16 protein-coding genes and 2 tRNA genes are annotated in these 18,546 nt (G+C 32.4%); 17 read left to right on the top strand and 1 reads right to left on the bottom strand.

All coding sequences use genetic code 11. The annotated features are described in order from the left end of the window. The first annotated feature begins 72 nt into the window (after positions 1-72). The 11 genes from LPB03_RS07215 (at position 73) to LPB03_RS07165 (ending at position 8,671) form a co-directional block, all read left to right on the top strand. Positions 73-465: an ExbD/TolR family protein gene (locus tag LPB03_RS07215; RefSeq protein WP_065318561.1), complete on the top strand. Its 393-nt coding sequence runs from the start codon at positions 73-75 to the stop codon at positions 463-465. Between the two features lie 47 nt (positions 466-512). Next, positions 513-1,343 (top strand): energy transducer TonB family protein, encoded by an 831-nt coding sequence (locus LPB03_RS07210; RefSeq protein ID WP_065318775.1) that lies wholly within the window; start codon positions 513-515, stop codon positions 1,341-1,343. 194 nt (positions 1,344-1,537) lie between these two features. Then, positions 1,538-1,963, top strand: a complete 426-nt coding sequence (locus tag LPB03_RS07205; protein WP_065318562.1) for an adenylyltransferase/cytidyltransferase family protein — start codon at positions 1,538-1,540, stop codon at positions 1,961-1,963. Between the two features lie 3 nt (positions 1,964-1,966). Beyond that, entirely contained in the window at positions 1,967-2,398 is a 432-nt protein-coding gene (locus LPB03_RS07200; RefSeq protein ID WP_065318563.1) for an adenylyltransferase/cytidyltransferase family protein, read from the top strand. A gap of 257 nt (positions 2,399-2,655) precedes the next feature. Then, positions 2,656-3,975, top strand: a complete 1,320-nt coding sequence (locus LPB03_RS07195) for a UDP-glucose dehydrogenase family protein (RefSeq protein WP_065318564.1) — start codon at positions 2,656-2,658, stop codon at positions 3,973-3,975. 93 nt (positions 3,976-4,068) lie between these two features. Then, entirely contained in the window at positions 4,069-5,016 is a 948-nt protein-coding gene (locus LPB03_RS07190; RefSeq protein WP_083187035.1) for a GDP-L-fucose synthase family protein, read from the top strand. Positions 5,017-5,108: 92 nt separating this feature from the next. After that, positions 5,109-5,453 (top strand): four helix bundle protein, encoded by a 345-nt coding sequence (locus tag LPB03_RS07185; protein ID WP_065318566.1) that lies wholly within the window; start codon positions 5,109-5,111, stop codon positions 5,451-5,453. Between the two features lie 95 nt (positions 5,454-5,548). Continuing rightward, on the top strand, positions 5,549-6,709 hold the full coding sequence (gene gmd, locus LPB03_RS07180; protein ID WP_065318567.1) for a GDP-mannose 4,6-dehydratase: 1,161 nt from the start codon (positions 5,549-5,551) through the stop codon (positions 6,707-6,709). Positions 6,710-7,216: 507 nt separating this feature from the next. Beyond that, positions 7,217-8,425 carry a bifunctional folylpolyglutamate synthase/dihydrofolate synthase gene (locus tag LPB03_RS07175; protein ID WP_065318568.1) on the top strand — a complete coding sequence of 403 codons (1,209 nt, stop codon included), beginning with the start codon at positions 7,217-7,219 and terminating at the stop codon, positions 8,423-8,425. 61 nt (positions 8,426-8,486) lie between these two features. Further along, positions 8,487-8,561 (top strand) — tRNA-Val (locus LPB03_RS07170). Positions 8,562-8,596: 35 nt separating this feature from the next. Further along, positions 8,597-8,671 (top strand) — tRNA-Val (locus LPB03_RS07165). A gap of 571 nt (positions 8,672-9,242) precedes the next feature. Here the strand turns inward: LPB03_RS07165 and LPB03_RS07160 are convergent. Further along, positions 9,243-9,995: a hypothetical protein gene (locus tag LPB03_RS07160; RefSeq protein WP_065318569.1), complete on the bottom strand. Its 753-nt coding sequence runs from the start codon at positions 9,993-9,995 to the stop codon at positions 9,243-9,245. 405 nt (positions 9,996-10,400) lie between these two features. Here LPB03_RS07160 and LPB03_RS07155 point away from each other — a divergent pair, with 405 nt between their 5' ends. The 6 genes from LPB03_RS07155 to LPB03_RS07125 all read left to right on the top strand — a co-directional run bounded on the left by LPB03_RS07155 (position 10,401) and on the right by LPB03_RS07125 (position 18,421). Next, the gene (locus tag LPB03_RS07155; RefSeq protein ID WP_065318570.1) at positions 10,401-11,483 is read left to right on the top strand and encodes a hypothetical protein; all 1,083 of its coding nucleotides are present in this window, start codon (positions 10,401-10,403) and stop codon (positions 11,481-11,483) included. A 392-nt stretch (positions 11,484-11,875) separates the two neighbouring features. After that, positions 11,876-12,073 (top strand): hypothetical protein, encoded by a 198-nt coding sequence (locus LPB03_RS07150; protein WP_065318571.1) that lies wholly within the window; start codon positions 11,876-11,878, stop codon positions 12,071-12,073. Between the two features lie 2,396 nt (positions 12,074-14,469). After that, positions 14,470-15,408, top strand: a complete 939-nt coding sequence (locus tag LPB03_RS07140; RefSeq protein WP_065318573.1) for a Gfo/Idh/MocA family oxidoreductase — start codon at positions 14,470-14,472, stop codon at positions 15,406-15,408. 252 nt (positions 15,409-15,660) lie between these two features. After that, positions 15,661-16,641, top strand: coding sequence for an SDR family oxidoreductase (locus LPB03_RS07135; RefSeq protein ID WP_065318574.1), 981 nt, complete (start codon positions 15,661-15,663; stop codon positions 16,639-16,641). 46 nt (positions 16,642-16,687) lie between these two features. Next, a complete protein-coding gene (locus LPB03_RS07130) occupies positions 16,688-17,038 on the top strand; it encodes a four helix bundle protein (protein WP_065318575.1) in 351 nt (116 codons plus the stop codon). A gap of 96 nt (positions 17,039-17,134) precedes the next feature. Further along, positions 17,135-18,421, top strand: coding sequence for a nucleotide sugar dehydrogenase (locus LPB03_RS07125; protein ID WP_065318576.1), 1,287 nt, complete (start codon positions 17,135-17,137; stop codon positions 18,419-18,421). Positions 18,422-18,546 lie beyond the last annotated feature (125 nt).

Raw genomic sequence — 18,546 nt, 5'->3', positions numbered from 1 at the left:
AGTTCAAAACTCAAGGTTTCCAAGCCTAATTTTAAACTTTGAATTTTAAACCCAGAACTTTGAATTTTTAGTATGAATTTAAAAGGAAGAAATAAAGTAGACCCTACATTCAATATGTCGTCCATGACAGATATTGTTTTTTTATTGTTGATATTTTTTATGCTTACATCAACTTTAGTAACTGTAAGTGCTATTGATGTTTTGTTGCCAAAAGCTGGAGGAAAAACTGAAAACAGTAAATCTGTGGCAGTTTCAATAACAAACGAGTCTATTTTTTATATTGATAAAACACAAGTAAGTTCAGCAAATCTAGAAAGTGAAATTTTAAGAAATGTGGGGGCAGATAAAAAGAAAACCATTATTATTAGAGGTGATAAAGATGTACCTTATAAAAATGTGATGCAAGTAATTGACATTGCCAATAAGAATAAATTAAAAATGATTTTAGCTGTCAATGCTAAATAAATAATTCATCCTGCAAGGTTTTAAAAACCTTGTAGGTATTTTATATGATGCCAATATTAGAAACTAAACATAAACGTAAATCAGCAGCAATAACAGCCGTTATTTTGTTGCTTTTGTTGTTTGTGATTTTTAATTATGGGATGCAGTATTTAGATCCACCAGAAGAATATGGTTTGGCAATTAATTTTGGAGATGCGAACGTTGGTAGTGGAGAGCCTGTTGAAAATACTAAGAAAGCACCCACTGCTAAAGTTGTAGAACAAGAGCAAGAAGCTGTTGAAGAAGTAAAAGAAACTCCGAAAGAAATTATTAAGGAAGAAATTATTACAGCCGAAACTGCTGAAGAAGTTCCTGTAGTCGAAAAAGTAAAAGAAGTAAAAAAGAAACCTGTAAAAGAAGTTGTAAAAAAAGAAATACCAAAAGTAGTTCCAAAGCCAAAACCATCTAAAGAAACCACAGATGCTTTAAATAGTTTATTGAATGGAAATGCATCCGATGGAAATCCAAAAGGAGAAGGAGATGACACACAGGAAGGTGTAAAAGGAACTGAAAATGGAGATCCAAAGTCTAATAAATATTATGGAAATACAGGAGGTGGTTCAGGTGGAAATTATAAATTAGCAGGAAGAAAAGCATTGCTAAAACCCATAAAACAACCAGATTGTCAAGAAGAAGGAACTGTTGTTGTTAAAATTACGGTTGATAAAAACGGCAAAGTAATCAGTGCAATTCCTGGGGTAAAAGGTTCTACAAATACGGCTAAGTGTTTATTAGATCCAGCAAAAGAAGCTGCTTTAAATACAACTTGGAATCCAGATGATAAAGCACCCGTAAGTCAAACAGGAACTATTATTTATAAGTTTTCTTTAACCAAATAATTCTAATTTAATTTAAATAAAATACTTTTATTAGTTAATATTAGATGTTTTTTTAGCCGATAAAAGTTTTTTTATTTTTGAGTGTTTTAATATGTTTCTATCATCATAAACTGGGAAATAGCTAAATTTTTGCATTCAAAATTCCATTTTTAGATAATTAAAATTATATTTGAAGAACAAAAAAATGAAGGAAGATGAAGAAAAAAGCAATCATAGTTTCAGGATATTTTAATCCAATTCACAAAGGACATTTAGAGTATTTTAATAATGCAAGATCTTTAGCGGATGAGTTATTTGTAATTGTAAATAGCGATTTACAAAGAGCATTAAAAGGTTCTAAAGAATTTCAGAAAGAAGATGAACGCTTATTTATTGTTCAGAATATAAAAGCCGTAGATAAGGCAATCATATCCATAGATACAGATAGAACTGTTTGTGAATCGATTCGAAGTCTTGTTAAAACATACAGAAATGAATATGATTTTGGCTTTGCAAATGGTGGAGATCAAAATAATAATTCCATCCCAGAAGCTCCAATTTGTAAGGAATTGAATATTCAATTGATTGATGGATTAGGAGATAAAATACAATCATCATCTTGGTTATTAGGAAAAAAATAAAATATGAAAATAGGAATTACTTTTAGTGCTTTTGATTTGTTGCATGCAGGTCATATCACCATGTTAGAAGATGCAAAACGTCAGTGTGATTATTTAATTTGTGGTTTGCAAACAGATCCAACATTAGACCGACCAGAAAAAAATAGACCAGTGCAATCTGTAGTGGAAAGATATATTCAATTAAAAGGCTGTAGGTTTGTAGATGAAATTGTGCCTTATGCAACCGAACAAGATTTAGAAGATATATTGCGTTCTTTTAAAATTGATGTAAGAATTATTGGAGAAGAATACGCAAGTAAGCAGTTTTCAGGAAGAAAATATTGTGAGGAAAAAGGAATTGATTTGTACTTCAATAAAAGAGAACATCGCTTTTCTAGCAGTGGATTGAGAAAAGAAGTGCAAGAAAAAGAAAATTTAAAAACAAAAGATAAATAGGTGTATCGTTTTTCGTTTCTCGAACAGCGAAACACGAAGAATGAAGTTTGAAACGTGAGGCGTGAAGTTTGAGGTTTAAGGCTGGAAGAGTGAAGAACTAACATCGTTTCTCGTCCATTTTTTGGCATTTCACAAAGAACGTAACACGAAACTCGAACAACGTACAACTTTATTTAGGGATGGACAGAATGTTTCTCGACCATCGTCAAACGAACAACCAACAACGAAAATCGAACAACGAAACAAAATAAATAAGATTGAATATCACTGTAATAGGAACTGGCTATGTAGGCTTAACAGCAGGAACATGTTTTGCAGAAATGGGTAATAAAGTTACCTGTGTAGATATTGATGTTGATAAAATCAAGAACTTAAAGCAAGGAATAATTCCCATTTTTGAACCTGGTTTAGAGGGGTTGGTTACAAAAAACCTACACAAAACATTATTTTTTAGCTCCAATTTAAAAGAATTTATTGCAAAGACAGAAATTATCTTTATTGCTGTTGGTACTCCTACAAAAGATGATAATGAGGTTGAGTTGCAATACTTTTATCAAGCAGCCAAAGATATTGGGCAGGTTATTACCAAGGAAACCATTATTGTAAATAAATCTACAGTGCCTATTGGTACAGCAGATAAAGTTAAAGAAATTATTCAGAAAGAATTAGATGCTAGAAAAATTCAAGTGAAATTTCACGTAGTTTCTAATCCCGAATTTTTGAAAGAAGGGGCTGCTATTTCCGATTTTATGAAACCAGATAGAGTGGTTATTGGAGCGGATTCTGAAATCGCTTTTCAAAAAATGGAGCAATTATATTCTCCTTTTTTTAGAACTCATGATCGTTTTATAAGGATGGATATTCGTTCTGCAGAAATGACCAAATATGCTGCCAATGCAATGTTGGCGACTAAGATTTCTTTTATCAATGAAATTGCTAATATTTGTGAAAAAGTGGGAGCAGATGCTAATAAAGTAAGAATAGGTATTGGTTCAGACAGTAGAATCGGCTATAACTTTATTTATCCAGGAGCAGGTTATGGTGGTTCTTGTTTTCCAAAGGATGTAAAAGCACTTCATAGAATTGCAGAAAGTCATGGTTACACAGCAAAATTAATTGCTTCAGTGGAAGCTGTTAATGATGCTCAAAAACTAATCATTTTCGATAAAATTATCCATCGATTTGGAGCCGATTTAAGTGGGAAAACATTTGCAATGTGGGGGTTGTCATTTAAACCAGGTACAGATGATGTTCGTGAAGCACCTTCTATTTATGTGATTAAAGCATTGTTAGAGAAAGGGGCAAAGATTAATGTCTATGATCCTAAAGCTATTGAAACTGCCAAACAATTTTATTTAAAAGAGTTAAAAAACATCACCTATTTCGATGCTAAATATCAGGTTTTAGACAATGCAGATGCGTTGATTTTAATGACGGAATGGAAAGAATTTCGTTCACCTGATTTCGAAGAAATAAAACTCAAATTGAATTCGCCAATCATTTTTGATGGCAGAAATCAGTACAATGTATTTCATCTTCAAGAAAAAGGATTTGAATATTATCAAATAGGAAAATAACCGAACTTCGTTTATCGTCAGCCGTTAATCGAACAACGAACAACGAAAAACGAAAGTCGAGCAACGAACATCAAATAATGAAAATCGAACCACGTGAATAAAAGCACAAAAATATACATTGCAGGTCATAGAGGTATGGTTGGTGCTGCAATTTGGAGAACTTTAGAAAAAAAAGGATACTCCAATTTAATTGGAGAGAGTAGCAAAGACTTAGATTTAAGAAATCAACAACAAGTTCTAGATTTTTTTGAAAAAGAAAAACCTACCATTGTCATTGATGCAGCTGCAAGAGTTGGAGGTATTTTAGCGAATAATGATTTTCCATATCAGTTTTTAATGGAAAACATGCAGATTCAAAACAATTTGATCGATACTTCTTTAAAAACTCATGTTGAAAAATTTATTTTTTTAGGAAGTTCTTGTATTTATCCGAAGTTTGCACCACAACCTTTAAAAGAAGAGTATTTATTAACAGATACTTTAGAGCCTACCAATGAGTGGTATGCGATTGCAAAAATAACAGGGGTTAAAAGCTGTCAAGCTATTAGGAATCAGTTTCAAAAAGAGTATGTAAGCTTAATGCCTACCAATTTATATGGTTATTTTGATAATTTTGATTTGAAAACATCCCATGTTTTACCAGCAATGTTGCGTAAATTTCATGAAGCTAAAATAAATAATAAGCCAGTAAAATTATGGGGAAGTGGAACCCCTATGAGAGAGTTTTTATTTGTAGATGACATGGCAGAAGCCGTTGTTTTTGCTTTAGAGAATTCCTTACCAGAGTATTTATATAATGTAGGTACAGGAAAAGATATCACTATTAAAGAGTTGGCAGAAACCATTCAAAAAGTAGTAGGACATCAAGGAGAAATTGTTTGGGATGCTACAAAACCAGATGGGACACCAAGAAAATTAATGGATGTTTCAAAAATGAAAAATTTAGGTTGGCATTATAAAACTGAATTAGCAACAGGAATTGAAAAAACATATCAATGGTTTTTGGAGAATATTGATCATATTAAGGAGGTGAAAATGTGATGAAGCTGTTCGCTTGTCGTCCATCGTTTTTCGATTTCCGTTTTTCGCCTAGCGACTAACCAACAACGAACAGCGAACAACGAATAAAAAATATGGAAAATAATCTTGAAGTATGGAAATTAGCCCATCAATTAACTTTGAAAGTATATACGATTTCTAAAAAGTTTCCCTCTTTAGAAATGTATGGTTTAACGAGTCAATTGAGAAGAAGTGTCAGTAGTGTGCCAACAAATATAATAGAAGGTCAAGGAAGACAATATAAAAAAGAATTTATTCAGTTTTTATATATTGCAAAAGGATCTTTAGAGGAAGCGAATTATCAATTATTTTTAGCGAAAGATTTAAATTATATCTCTATTGAAGAGTATCATGAATTAAATATTTTATGTACAAGAATCAAAATGATGTTATATAAATTGATAAAATCACTGAAATAGATATATAGTTTATTGTTTTTTATTGTTTCGAACAACGAACAACGAACAACAAACAACGATCAACGACCAACCAACAACGAACAAAGAAAACAAAAATGAAAGTAGCATTTATAACAGGAGTAACAGGACAAGATGGCGCGTATTTAAGTGAGTTTTTACTCAAAAAGGGATACGAAGTTCATGGAATGAAAAGAAGGTCCTCTTTATTTAATACAGATAGAATCGATCATTTATATCAAGATCCTCATGTAGATAATCGTAATTTCTTTTTACATTATGGGGACATGACTGATAGTACCAATATTACGCGTTTGATAAAAGAAATTCAACCCGATGAAATTTATAATCTAGCAGCAATGAGCCATGTTGCAGTTTCTTTTGAAACGCCAGAATATACTGGTAATGCAGATGGTTTAGGGACGTTAAGAATTTTAGACGCTGTACGATTATTAGGTTTGGAAAAGAAAACTAGAATTTATCAGGCATCAACATCAGAATTATACGGAAAAGTGCAAGAAGTTCCACAATCTGAAACAACTCCTTTTTACCCACGTTCTCCTTATGCAGTTGCTAAAATGTATGCATTTTGGATTACTGTAAACTACAGAGAAGCGTATGGTATGTATGCTTGTAATGGAATTTTGTTCAACCACGAATCTCCTTTAAGAGGAGAAACTTTTGTAACGCGTAAAATTACCAGAGCAACGTCTAGAATTGCATTAGGTTTGCAAGATAAATTATATTTAGGAAACTTAGACGCAAAACGTGATTGGGGACATGCGAAAGACTATGTAAGAATGATGTGGATGATTTTACAGGCAGATGAAGCAGAAGATTGGGTCATTGCAACAGGTACCACAACCTCTGTAAGAGATTTTGTGAGAATGAGTTTTGAGCAAGTTGGTATTGAGCTAGAATTTAAAGGAGAAGGAGTTCATGAGAAAGGTTTTGTAAAAGAGATAAACGAAGAGAAATATCAAGCTGCTTTAAGTGAAAATGGACAACGAAAAACAAGCATTGAAGAACGACCTGAAATCGGACAAGAAGTTTTGGCAGTAGATCCAAAATATTTTAGACCTACAGAAGTTGATTTATTAATTGGAGACCCATCAAAAGCAAAACAAAAATTAGGTTGGGAGTGTCAATATGATTTACAAGATTTGGTGAAAGACATGATGAAATCTGATTTAAAATTGATGAAAAAAGATCAGTTTTTGAAAGATAATGGCTATGCAACACTAAATTATTTTGAGTAGACTAATAATTTTTGAATATAAAAGTTTACGATTACACTACTATTTTGTCACCCTGAATTTATTTCAGGGTCTTGAAATAGAATATTAATGTAAAGTCGTGTGAGATGCTGAAATAAAACTTTTAATTATTTTTAAAAGCATAAATTACCTGTCTCCTCGAGCGCAGTCGAGAGGTTGTTAGTTTTCAAAAATTTAAAAAAGTTTAAACTAGTTCTCGATACAATTTTTTATCAAAAATCACTCGAACTGACATTGAAGAATCCAAATTAAATTCAAAATATGCAACAACTAGGATTATATCAATTGAACAACGAAACGTAGCCTGTCCCGAATTTACTTCGGGAAACAAAGAATGTTTATAAGATCATATTGTCACCCTGAATTTATTTCAGGGTCTTGGTAATAGGATATGTATGTCATGTAGTCTAAGATTCTGAAATAAATTCAGAATGACAGATTTTAAGTTTTAAGATGTTTAGCGAATATAAAAGAATTATTTAGTGTATTATGACGTACCAAGAAACTTTAAATTGGATGTTTAGCCAATTGCCTATGTATCAAAATATAGGGAAGACAGCATTCAAAAAAGACTTAACAAATATTCTAGCTTTTGCTGAGGAGTTAGGGAATCCAGAAAAAAAGTTCAAGTCAATTCATGTAGGTGGTACAAACGGAAAAGGTTCCACAAGCCACATGTTGGCTTCTATCCTGCAGGAAGCAGGGTATAAAGTAGGTTTGTATACATCACCTCATTTAAAAAGTTTTACAGAAAGAATTCGTTTAAATGGTGTTGAAATTCCGAAAGAGAAAGTAACGTCTTTTATACATAAGCATAAAGAATTTTTAGAAAAACAAAAACTATCTTTTTTCGAAATGACAGTAGGATTGGCGTTTGATTATTTTGCGGATGAAAATGTAGATATCGCTATTATAGAAGTTGGTTTAGGGGGTAGATTAGACTCCACAAATATTATAACACCAGAAGTATCAGTAATTACCAACATAGGGTTAGATCACACTCAGTTTTTAGGAGAGACCTTACCAGAAATTGCATTTGAAAAAGCGGGCATCATCAAAAATAATATTCCAGTAATTATAGGGGAGAAGCAAGCCGAGGTTGTTGCAGTCTTTAAAAAGAAAGCAGAAGAGCATCATTCAGAAATCTTTTTTGCTTCGGATGATCAGTATCCCTACAAAACAGATTTGCTGGGCGATTATCAACAAAAAAACACTAAAACCGCAGTTGCTGCAATTCAGCAATTGAAAGGATTTCAAGTTTCTAAAGAAGATATTGTAAATGGCCTGTTCAATGTGGTAAAGAATACGAACTTAAAAGGGAGATGGCAGATTCTTCAGGAGTATCCAAAAGTAATTGCAGATACAGCTCATAATAAAGAGGGATTGGAAATTGTATTACAACAACTAAAAAAAGAAAAGTACAATCAACTTCATATTGTTTTAGGTGTCGTTTCAGATAAGAAATTAGAGGAAGTCTTGCCTCTTTTTCCGAAATCAGCAACGTATTATTTTTGTAAACCAGACATCCCAAGAGGAATGTTAGAAAAAATATTACAAGAAGCAACATACAAGTATCATCTGACTGGAGATTCGTTTGATTCTGTAAATCAAGCTTTTGAAACGGCGAAGCGAAGAGCTGGTAAAGAAGATGTTGTGTATGTAGGAGGAAGTACGTTTGTTGTTGCTGAAATTTTATAAAATTAAATTAGAATAGTGTTGTTTTTTTCTAAAACAATATTATATTTGCACCCGCAATTGAGGGCAATTAGCTCAGTTGGTTCAGAGCATCTCGTTTACACCGAGAGGGTCGGGGGTTCGAATCCCTCATTGCCCACAACATTCCTACCGAAACGGAATTAAAATAAAATCGGGCAATTAGCTCAGTTGGTTCAGAGCATCTCGTTTACACCGAGAGGGTCGGGGGTTCGAATCCCTCATTGCCCACATCAATCACAATCCTGATGATTTTTTTCATCAGGATTTTTTGTTTTCAAAAATCAGAAGCTCGCTTCATGATTTTCTGAAAACAAAAAATCCAACATGAGCGAAGCTCATGAGGATTGTATTTGCAGTAGCGGTTTCAATAAGGGATATCCAATCCCTCATTGCCCACTTCATAGGTTGTCTAAATAGTATTAAATTTTGTCATGCTGAACTTGTTTCAGCATCTTAACATATTATGAATTAATAACTATGAGAACCTGAAATAAATTCAGGTTGACAATAAATTTACTCCATAGAAAGCGGCTTTTTATTTTAAACAATTGTAAAATTTCTTAAACTAAATGATTGCTTCAATCATACCTACTGAATCAAGTTCAGCATACATCCTTCGCAATGACGTTTGGTATTCTAAACGAAAAGATTGCTTCAGACGTACGTACTGAATCAAGTTTAGCATATATCTTTTGCAATGACGGTTTAATTTGTGAAGTAGGATGACGATGGTGCGCATAAAAAAGAGGCTGTCTAAAAAAAATATTTTTCAAACAACCTCTTGTTTTGAAGTGGTTTGTTAAACCATGCTTACTAATTTTAAGGCATTGAAGGTACCGTTGTTTAATTGGTATAAATCGCCATTTAGTTCTTGTAGAAACTCTATTTTTAATAAAAATAGTTCTACTCCAGTTCCTGAAGCTGGGGTTGTAAAAGAGAAGGTAATGTTGCTACTGGTACTATCGATGGCCAAGGTTTCTACATTGCTTGCTACTAACTCGCTTTCGAAAGAGGTAAAGTCGTAGTTTGCGTGATAGGCACTCATTTTTACATGAGTTGCGCCTTTTGGGTTTGCTAGCATGATGTTGGGGATAAAATCACCAAGACTTATTTCTTTGCTTGTTGTGTTTATCACATAATTTTGCAAGAGTACCGTATCTAAAGGCGCATTCTTGTTAAAATCAAAACCTACTAATTGCACTTTGGCTTCTGCTTCTTGAATCCCGATGCTTACTTTTCGTTCGCCTCGACCAGAAGTGGTGTCATAGTTTTTGACTTTAAACAAATTACTAGATAAGCGCGTAGTCTTTGTACGGTCTTTTACATTTGTTAAAGCTCCTACTAAGGCTCTTCGAAACTGTTTGCCACTTTTTGCTACCTCTGCAAATTCTGAGTTATTTTCTCGGGTTCTTGCAAAGGAAGGATCGTTTAAAATACGTTCCTTTTTTACACCGCCTTTGGTTCTTACATAATATTGCCCATCGGCTTTTTTGTAGAAGGTCATCCCATCCAAGGTGCCTTCGATTTTTAATAATGACTTTAATTTTGCCATGATTTTAAATTTTAAATATTAATTATATACACATTTGGGCTTGTGAAGAACACTTTGTCTGCAGCTAGGGTGTTGACACTGAATCCGAATGATGTTGTAAAGTTAGCGGTGTTTTAGACTGGGTTTTGGGGTTTGTTGGAGTCCTTTGGAAAGCTTTGGTATCTTTTACTCTATTTTCCTTTTTGTCCCTGTTTTTCCATATTTTCTTCTCGCTTTAAACAAAAGCTGTATAGGCTTTATACTGGCTTTGTATTCAGGATGTATAGGTTTAACTACGGTGTTAACTTAAGTATAGATCTTTTGCTTAAAGCACAGGTTTTCTTTGAATTGTTGTTATTCTGTTGAAAAGTTTATACTGTTTGTGTTAAAATTAATTAGTATTCTTATTATTTTGCAATAAAAAAAATGAAAAACGAAAATATCAAATATGAGAGCGATCGATTTGATACTATCAACCCTTTTTTAGTTTCGGGGATTGATAGAATTGAAGACCTTGATCTAACATTAACGGATGCCCAAATTATGGCTGTTTTTTTACGGAATTTTAGTTGCTATTTGTATTATCACTATGATATCGGGCGCGCTAAGTATGCTGATGGTGGTTCTCCTAGTAAATTGCTGCGCAAAATTAGATTTGAAAAAAATTACGATAAATTTTTTTCTTACGATAAACTTGAGGAGTTTGCAGATGTGGAGTTGGTGAGGTTTACAATTGAAAAGTTTCCCGAAGCGATGCTTTATGTACACTTTATTAAAACGCATAAGGCATGTTTTAAAACCATAGATCGTTTGTTTGCCTCTAATTTGCATTTTGAGAATATCATGGATTTATCTTATGGGGGTTATGTTCAAACTTTGAATTTGTCTGTACATAATTTGGAAATAATTGAAATTGACGAAGCTTTTAATTTATTAGCGAGGATTATTCTTAAAGAAATATATTATAGTTTGCTTTTTGAATCAGACTTTAATCTTTGTAACTTTCAGGCAACGAAGGAGGCGTTGGATACTGTTATTTTTCATTTAAATAATCGTTTGTTGTTTGAAGATCAGAAAAGACAACTTCAAATTAGTGCGCTTTTGTGGTTTGAGCAATTTATAGATACGCTTTATTTTGAATTGAAAATTGAAGAATCTCCTGCTTTTATCGATCAAATTAGAAATTATTTTTCTTCTAAGTTGCCTTTGGCTGGTTTGCAAGCTACACCTGATTATCCGCAGATTATTTTTGCTAGTTACCAAGGTTATTATTTGTTTGATACGCTCGCAAAAGGTTTGAGTACGAAAGTAGTAATTAGTTTTGTGTATCGTTTTCTTTACGAAAAAGGGCATATTTTAGTCAAAGACACATCTTTTAGATCTTGGTATAATGCGCAGCACTACGCTATTCAATTAACTACTGCTACTGAAACGTTGAAGAATAGTAAGAGTGTGGATCGGGAGCAGTTTGTTCGGATTGTGGCGAATTTGCTTGATGTGAAATTGTGAATTACGAATTATGAATTACGAAGATTGAATTAGGAATTAGGAATTATGAGTTTTGAATTATGAATTATGAAGTTTGCTTTTATTCCTATTTGAAAAACAGGTGTCCTTCACTTTAATTCTTAAGGATTATAATCACATAACTATAAAATATTTACATTTTTAACTCTGTGAAAAACATTGAAGGCTATCTTTTATAGGTTGCCTTTTTAATTTTATACTGTTTTTTTATTTCAAAAAAATGTTTTAATGTGTTGTTAGTCAGCAGTAAGAGAAATAGCTGAGTAAAGTACTGTGTTTTTCGGGGGGACTAGGCTGATTTTCGGGAAAACTCCTTTTTACTTTTTTTTAGTTTGCATAGAAAGTGGCTAGTTTTGTGCTATATCTATGTAATTATGAGAGTATTTAAGAGCACCGTAGTTTTTGAGCGAGAGTTGGCAATGTTTTTAGGATGTCATATTAAAACGGCTAAAAAGTATTATCAACTCATGCGCGATCATTATCAAAAAGAGGCTCATGGGTTGTTGAGTTTGGAGGAAGTAGCTTCTTATTATCAGTTGCCTGTTGAGGTATTGCAAACCTTTGAACAATAAGGCATGCGAAAGAAACCTCATGTTTTCGATCAGGTATCCCCTTGGGATATTGCCTTGTATCGTGAGGTTTGTTATGAAACCGCTCGTAAAGAGTATAAAGTAATCCTAGAGTTTTATGAGCGTCCTGTTCGTTTTTTAACCTTTCGTGATTTGATCTGTTATTATGATCCTACTGCAGAAAATGAGGAGTCTTTTTGGAAGCGGTATTTTTATTTGAAGGAGCGGAGTTAGGTTGTTCGTTGTTTCCCGAAGTAAATTCGGGATAGGCTGTTATTCTTTTTTTTACAACAATATTATATCAAAAAAGCTCTGTTTTGAGCTCGTTATTTCATCAAATACCAACCTTTTTAAGTAGTTTTTTCAAGTAATTTTCACCATTTTTTATCAAAAAATCAAGACAAAAAACACAAAAGTTCATTAATTTTAGGTTCATTTTTTACAAATATTAATTAGAATTTCGTGTTATTATGGAATACATTACAAGTATTTTTCCTTTAACTAAGTCGTTTTTGTAAAACCTAAAGATTGCTTTTTGCTCCAACGGTTCTCGATACAATTCCGATGAAAAATCGGAATCACTCGAACTGACATATAGATTTACTTTAAAAATCAGCATCTAAAACCGACATATTTTTAATTTTCGTAGTAATTCAAATTGTATGGAACGGCAAGCGCCCAAAGCTTGTCCTCAACTTGATTGAGGAACTCAATAATAAGTCTGGGTGCGATAGTGGAATGTCTTATAGAATTTAAGACTACCAAAACCAAAATATATTTTGGTTGTTGGTAACTCGCTTAGCGAAAAATAAGTCTAGATTTTTTTGGTCGAAGCCTTTGCTGAACTTGATTCAGTATTTGTCAATGGAAAAAAGTAAAGAGGAAATTAGTTTCATCTCTTGCCTTGATAGATTCCAAAACTAATTTCGGACAGAAGTAAAAAGTAGTATTTTAAAAAATATTTCTCATCTTTTGCCTTGATGCAAAAGAAGCAAAAAATCAAGATAATCCCTATGAAATTGCTGCGCAACATTCGCTAGTCGTATTCCATGCGTAGTGCTACGCACCGCAATTTCATACTATCGCTCATTATTTCTTGGGATTACGGTTTAGTTTATTTATAAATCTATTACTTAGTAGGAAAAACTTAGAGCATAAATCCTCTGTATTTTATTATTTGAATACTTTTTGATCAAGCAAAAAGTATTAGCGTAAAACAAAATGTACTATCAATAAATTGATTTAAAAAGTTGTTACCTATTCTAAATCACAAGATTGCTTTAATCATAACTTTTTTAAAATAACTTCTAACTTCTTTTGGTAGGTATCCTTATTTTACTATTCCATGAGTTGACGTTTTATTCTCACTTAAATTGATTAAACATAAAATATTCTAAATTTCTAAAATTGTCATAGAATCTGGCAGGCGAGTGTCAATAGTTTGAAGATGCCGTAAAAAAAGAAAAGCTGTTTGAGCTTTTGCGAGTTCTTTTCTTTTAGGCATCAAAAACGTAATTGACCGCCGAAGATTCAAGACTAGATTTTTTTGTTACTTTTTTCATCAATGGAAAAAAGTAAAGAGGAAATTAGTTTCATCTTTTGCCTTGATGTAATCCGAATGTAAGTTCGGACCAAAGCAAAAAGTATTAGAATAAAAAAAATGGATTTTCAATAAATTGTGTAAAAATATTATTAGGGATACTACATTATAAGATTGCTTCAGTCGTACCTCCTTCGCAATGACGTCTGGTCTCTTTTAGTGTTCCTTACCAAATTCCTTTGCTATAAGAATGGATATTTAACATTTAAACCCGACTTATTTTGTTTTTTGTTAGAATTCAATTTCTATGGAACGGTAAGCTTTCAAGGAGCTTGCGGTTTGGGTGCGATAGTGGAATGGAAATTAGAATTTAAGTAAAATAAAAGTGAGTCTTGATTTTTTGAATACTTTTTGATCAAGCAAAAAGTATTAAGATTAAAAGAAAAATGTATTTTAATTAATTGATAAGAGTATCTTATTAGGTCTACTAAATTAAAAGATTGCTTCAATCTTACCTGCTGAATCAAGTTCAGCATAAATCCTTCGCAATGACGTCCTTAATATAAAACATCCCCAAATTTTAAAAATTAAATACGTGCACTTCATAAAAAACCTTTTTTGTAAATTCGCTATCTTAAATTAGTGGCATTTTAATTACAGTATTAAAGATCGACAATTTTCGTCCATCGTTTCTCGTTAACCGTTAACCGTACACCGTAAACAATGACCAACGAAACACGAACAACAATTTTCGTCCATCGTTTACCGTTTACCGTTTCTCGTAAATCGAATAACGAATAACAAAAATCGAACAACGAACAACGACCAACGAACATCGAAACGCAAACAACGAAAAAATATGAAAAACTTCGCATTAATAGGTGCTGCAGGATATATTGCTCCAAGACATTTAAAGGCAATTAAAGACACGAATAACAATTTATTATGTGCTTTAGATAAATTTGACAGTGTAGGTGTGATGGATAGTTATTTCCCGAATGCTAGTTTTTTTGTAGAGTTTGAACGTTTTGATCGTCATATAGAAAAATTAAAAAGAAACGGAACGCTTTTAGATTATGTAAGTATTTGTACGCCCAATTATTTACACGATGCGCATATAAGAATGGCGTTACGAAGTGGTGCAAATGCTATTTGCGAAAAACCCTTGGTTCTGAATCCTTGGAATGTAGATGCCCTATTGGATATCGAAAAGGAATCTGGTAAAAAAATACACACGATATTACAATTACGATTGCATCCAAGCATCATCGCTTTAAAGAAAAAAATAGAATCCGAGAATAGGGATACAAAATATGATGTTGATTTAACGTACATTACTTCAAGAGGAAAATGGTATGACATTTCATGGAAAGGAGATGAAAGCAAATCTGGAGGCATCGCCACCAACATAGGAATTCATTTTTTCGATATGTTAGCGTGGTTGTTTGGTGAGGTACAAGAAAATAGTGTGCATTTAAGAGAGAAAGATAAATCTGCTGGCTATTTAGAGTTTGAGAAAGCACGGGTACGTTGGTTTTTGTCGATTGATGAGAATTCATTGCCAGAACATATTCAAAAATTAGGACAAAGAACTTTTCGTTCTATTATCATCAATGATGAAGCATTAGAATTTAGTTCAGGTTTTACAGAATTGCACACAAAAAGCTATCAACAAATTTTAAAAGGAGAAGGTTTTGGCTTGGTGGATGCAAAAGAATCTATAAAAATAGCCCAAAAAATTAGGAATAACGCAATTATTGTAAAAGGGGAAAAACATCCTTTTGCTACTAAAAAATAAAGTATATATTTGTGGCGAATTCTTTGCTAGAGAAAAATGATAAAATTAACTTTCAGAATACTGATTACTCCCCAAAAAAATATACTGAAATTTTGATGATATAATGTATTTTCAAAAATTAGACTTTTTTTTTTTCGTTTCAATAGCAAAATTCTAGTAATCACTAAAACATTTTTAATGTTTTAGTTAACTAATAGGGCCGCTATGTTGTTCTATTTTAGTTTTTAATCGCATTGAAAAATAATAGATTGAATGGAAATTAACTTAACGAATAAAAAAATTTTAGTAACAGGAGGCGCTGGTTTTATAGGATCTAACCTTTGTGAAGAATTATTAAAAAGAAATAACCTAGTTGTTTGTCTCGATAATTTTGCGACTGGGAAAAGAGAAAACATAACTCCTTTATTAGAAAACAAAAACTTTACTTTTATTGAAGGAGATATTAGAAATCTAGAGGATTGTTTACTAGCTACGAAAGGTGTTGAGTATGTATTACACCAAGCAGCTTTAGGTTCTGTTCCAAGATCTATTAAAGACCCCATTACTTCTAATGAAGTGAATGTTGGTGGTTTTTTAAATATGCTGGTGGCTTGTAGAGACAATAATGTAAAGCGCTTTGTGTTTGCTGCAAGTTCTTCTACTTATGGGGATTCTGAAGCACTTCCAAAAGTAGAAGAGGTGATTGGGAAACCTTTATCTCCTTATGCTGTTACAAAATATATCAATGAACTATATGCAGATGTTTTTTCAAAAACGTATGGATTAGAAACCATTGGTTTGCGTTATTTTAACGTTTTTGGAAGAAAACAAGACCCAAATGGAGCCTATGCGGCTGTCATCCCGAAATTCGTAAGTCAGTTAATGAACTTAGAGTCACCAACGGTTAATGGAGATGGAAATTATTCTAGAGACTTTACTTATATAGATAATGTAATTCAGGCAAATTTATTGAGTTTGGTTGCAGATAAAAAGGCAGTTAATACCGTATATAATGTTGCGTATGGTGATAGAAACACCTTGAATGATTTATTACGGTACTTAAAAGAATTTTTATCTGAATACAATTCAAAGATTAAAGAAGTTGAAGTAATTCATGGCCCAAATAGATTAGGAGATATTCCACATTCGCATGCAAGTGTTGATAAAGCCAAAAACTTATTGAATTATAACCCACAGTTTTCTTTACAAAAAGGCTTGAAAGCAGCTGTGGATTGGTATTGGAAGAATTTGTAGGTGTTGTAGGTAGTAGGGACTAGGTATTAGGAATTAGGGATTAGGGATGAAAACACATAAAGATTTATTAGTTTGGCAGAAAGCAATTGATTTTGTTACCAAAGTTTATCAATTAACTAGTGAGTTTCCTAATCATGAAATGTATGGATTGACAAGTCAATTGAGAAGAGCTGCGGTCTCAATACCTTCTAATATAGCGGAAGGAGCTGGTAGGAAATCAGATAAAGATTTTGTTAGGTTTTTGTATATTGCTAGGGCATCTGCGGTAGAAGTTGAAACTCAGTTAATTATTTCTGAAAACTTGGGATATGTTCAATCGGATAAAAATAAATTAAAAGAAGAATTGATAGGGATCGCTAAAATGCTTACAGCATTAATCAATAAAATTAATAAATGAATAAACGAATAGAGGATACAAATAGTGGTTTTTAGGTTGTGGTTAATTCCAGTCCTTATTCCCCATTACCTAATCCCTATTCCCTGAAATATAATTATGAATAAAGAAATTAAAATAGCTGTAATCGGCCTAGGATACGTAGGCTTACCATTAGCTCGATTATTTGCAACCAAGTTTCCTGTTGTAGGTTTTGATATCAATGAAAAAAGGGTTACTGAATTAATGTCGGGTACAGATGCTACATTAGAAGTTTCTGATGAAGTATTGAAAGCAGTTCTTGTTAATGAATCAACTAATGAAAACGGATTGTTATGTTCTACTTCTTTAGAAGATATTAAAGATTGTAATTATTATATTATTACCGTCCCAACGCCTGTTGACAAAAATAACAGACCTGTTTTAACTCCCTTGGTAAAAGCAAGTGAAACTGTTGGGAATGTTTTAAAAAAGGACGATATTGTTATTTATGAATCTACAGTATATCCTGGTGCAACCGAAGAAGAATGCATTCCTGTATTAGAAAGAGTTTCAGGTTTAGTTTTTAACAAAGACTTTTTTGCCGGGTATTCACCAGAAAGAATCAACCCAGGAGATAAAGAACATACGGTAGAAAAAATATTAAAAGTAACTTCTGGTTCTACTCCCGAAGTTGGTATAAAAGTAGATAACTTATATAAATCTGTAATTATTGCTGGTACGCATTTAGCACCTACCATTAAAGTTGCAGAAGCAGCCAAAGTAATCGAAAATTCACAAAGAGATATTAACATTGCGTTTGTGAATGAATTGGCAAAGATTTTTAATTTAATGGATATCAATACCCACGATGTGTTGGAAGCTGCAGGCACAAAATGGAATTTTTTACCATTTAAACCCGGTTTAGTAGGTGGCCATTGTATAGGCGTTGACCCGTATTATTTGGCACAAAAAGCACAAGAATATGGGTATAACCCAGAAATTATATTAGCAGGGAGAAGGTTAAATGATAGTATGGGGGCGTATGTAGCTTCAGAAGTGATAAAATTAATGATAAAAAAAGATATTAGAATAAAAAATGCTACTATTTTAGTTTTAGGAATTACTTTTAAAGAAAATTGTCCTGATGTTCGTAATACAAAAGCAGTTGATGTTATTGGGGCATTAAAAGAGTATGGGGTAAATGTTACCATTTATGACCCTTGGGCTAATGTAGAAGAAGTTGTATATGAGTATAATTTGACTTCTACCAAAACATTACCGAATGAAAAATTTGATGCTATTGTATTAACAGTTTCGCATAAAGAATTTTTAGAGATTGATTTTACTAAAATTAAAAGTAATAACTCAGTAGTGTATGATGTTAAAAATATTCTTACAGATAAAGTAAAAGACAAGAACCTGTAAAGTAAAATTGTTCTTTACAGAAGTGAGGAATTATGTTTTTGAACGTATTAATTTAAGAAAATAAGGAATAAGGGTTGAAATATAAATAATAAATATTTTTAAACTAGAAACAGACGATATATGGT

This window comes from Polaribacter vadi (genome assembly GCF_001761365.1).
Lineage (GTDB): Bacteria > Bacteroidota > Bacteroidia > Flavobacteriales > Flavobacteriaceae > Polaribacter > Polaribacter vadi.
The sequence above is the reverse complement of the archived record's forward strand: the minus strand, read 5'-3'. Positions and strand labels throughout refer to the sequence as shown.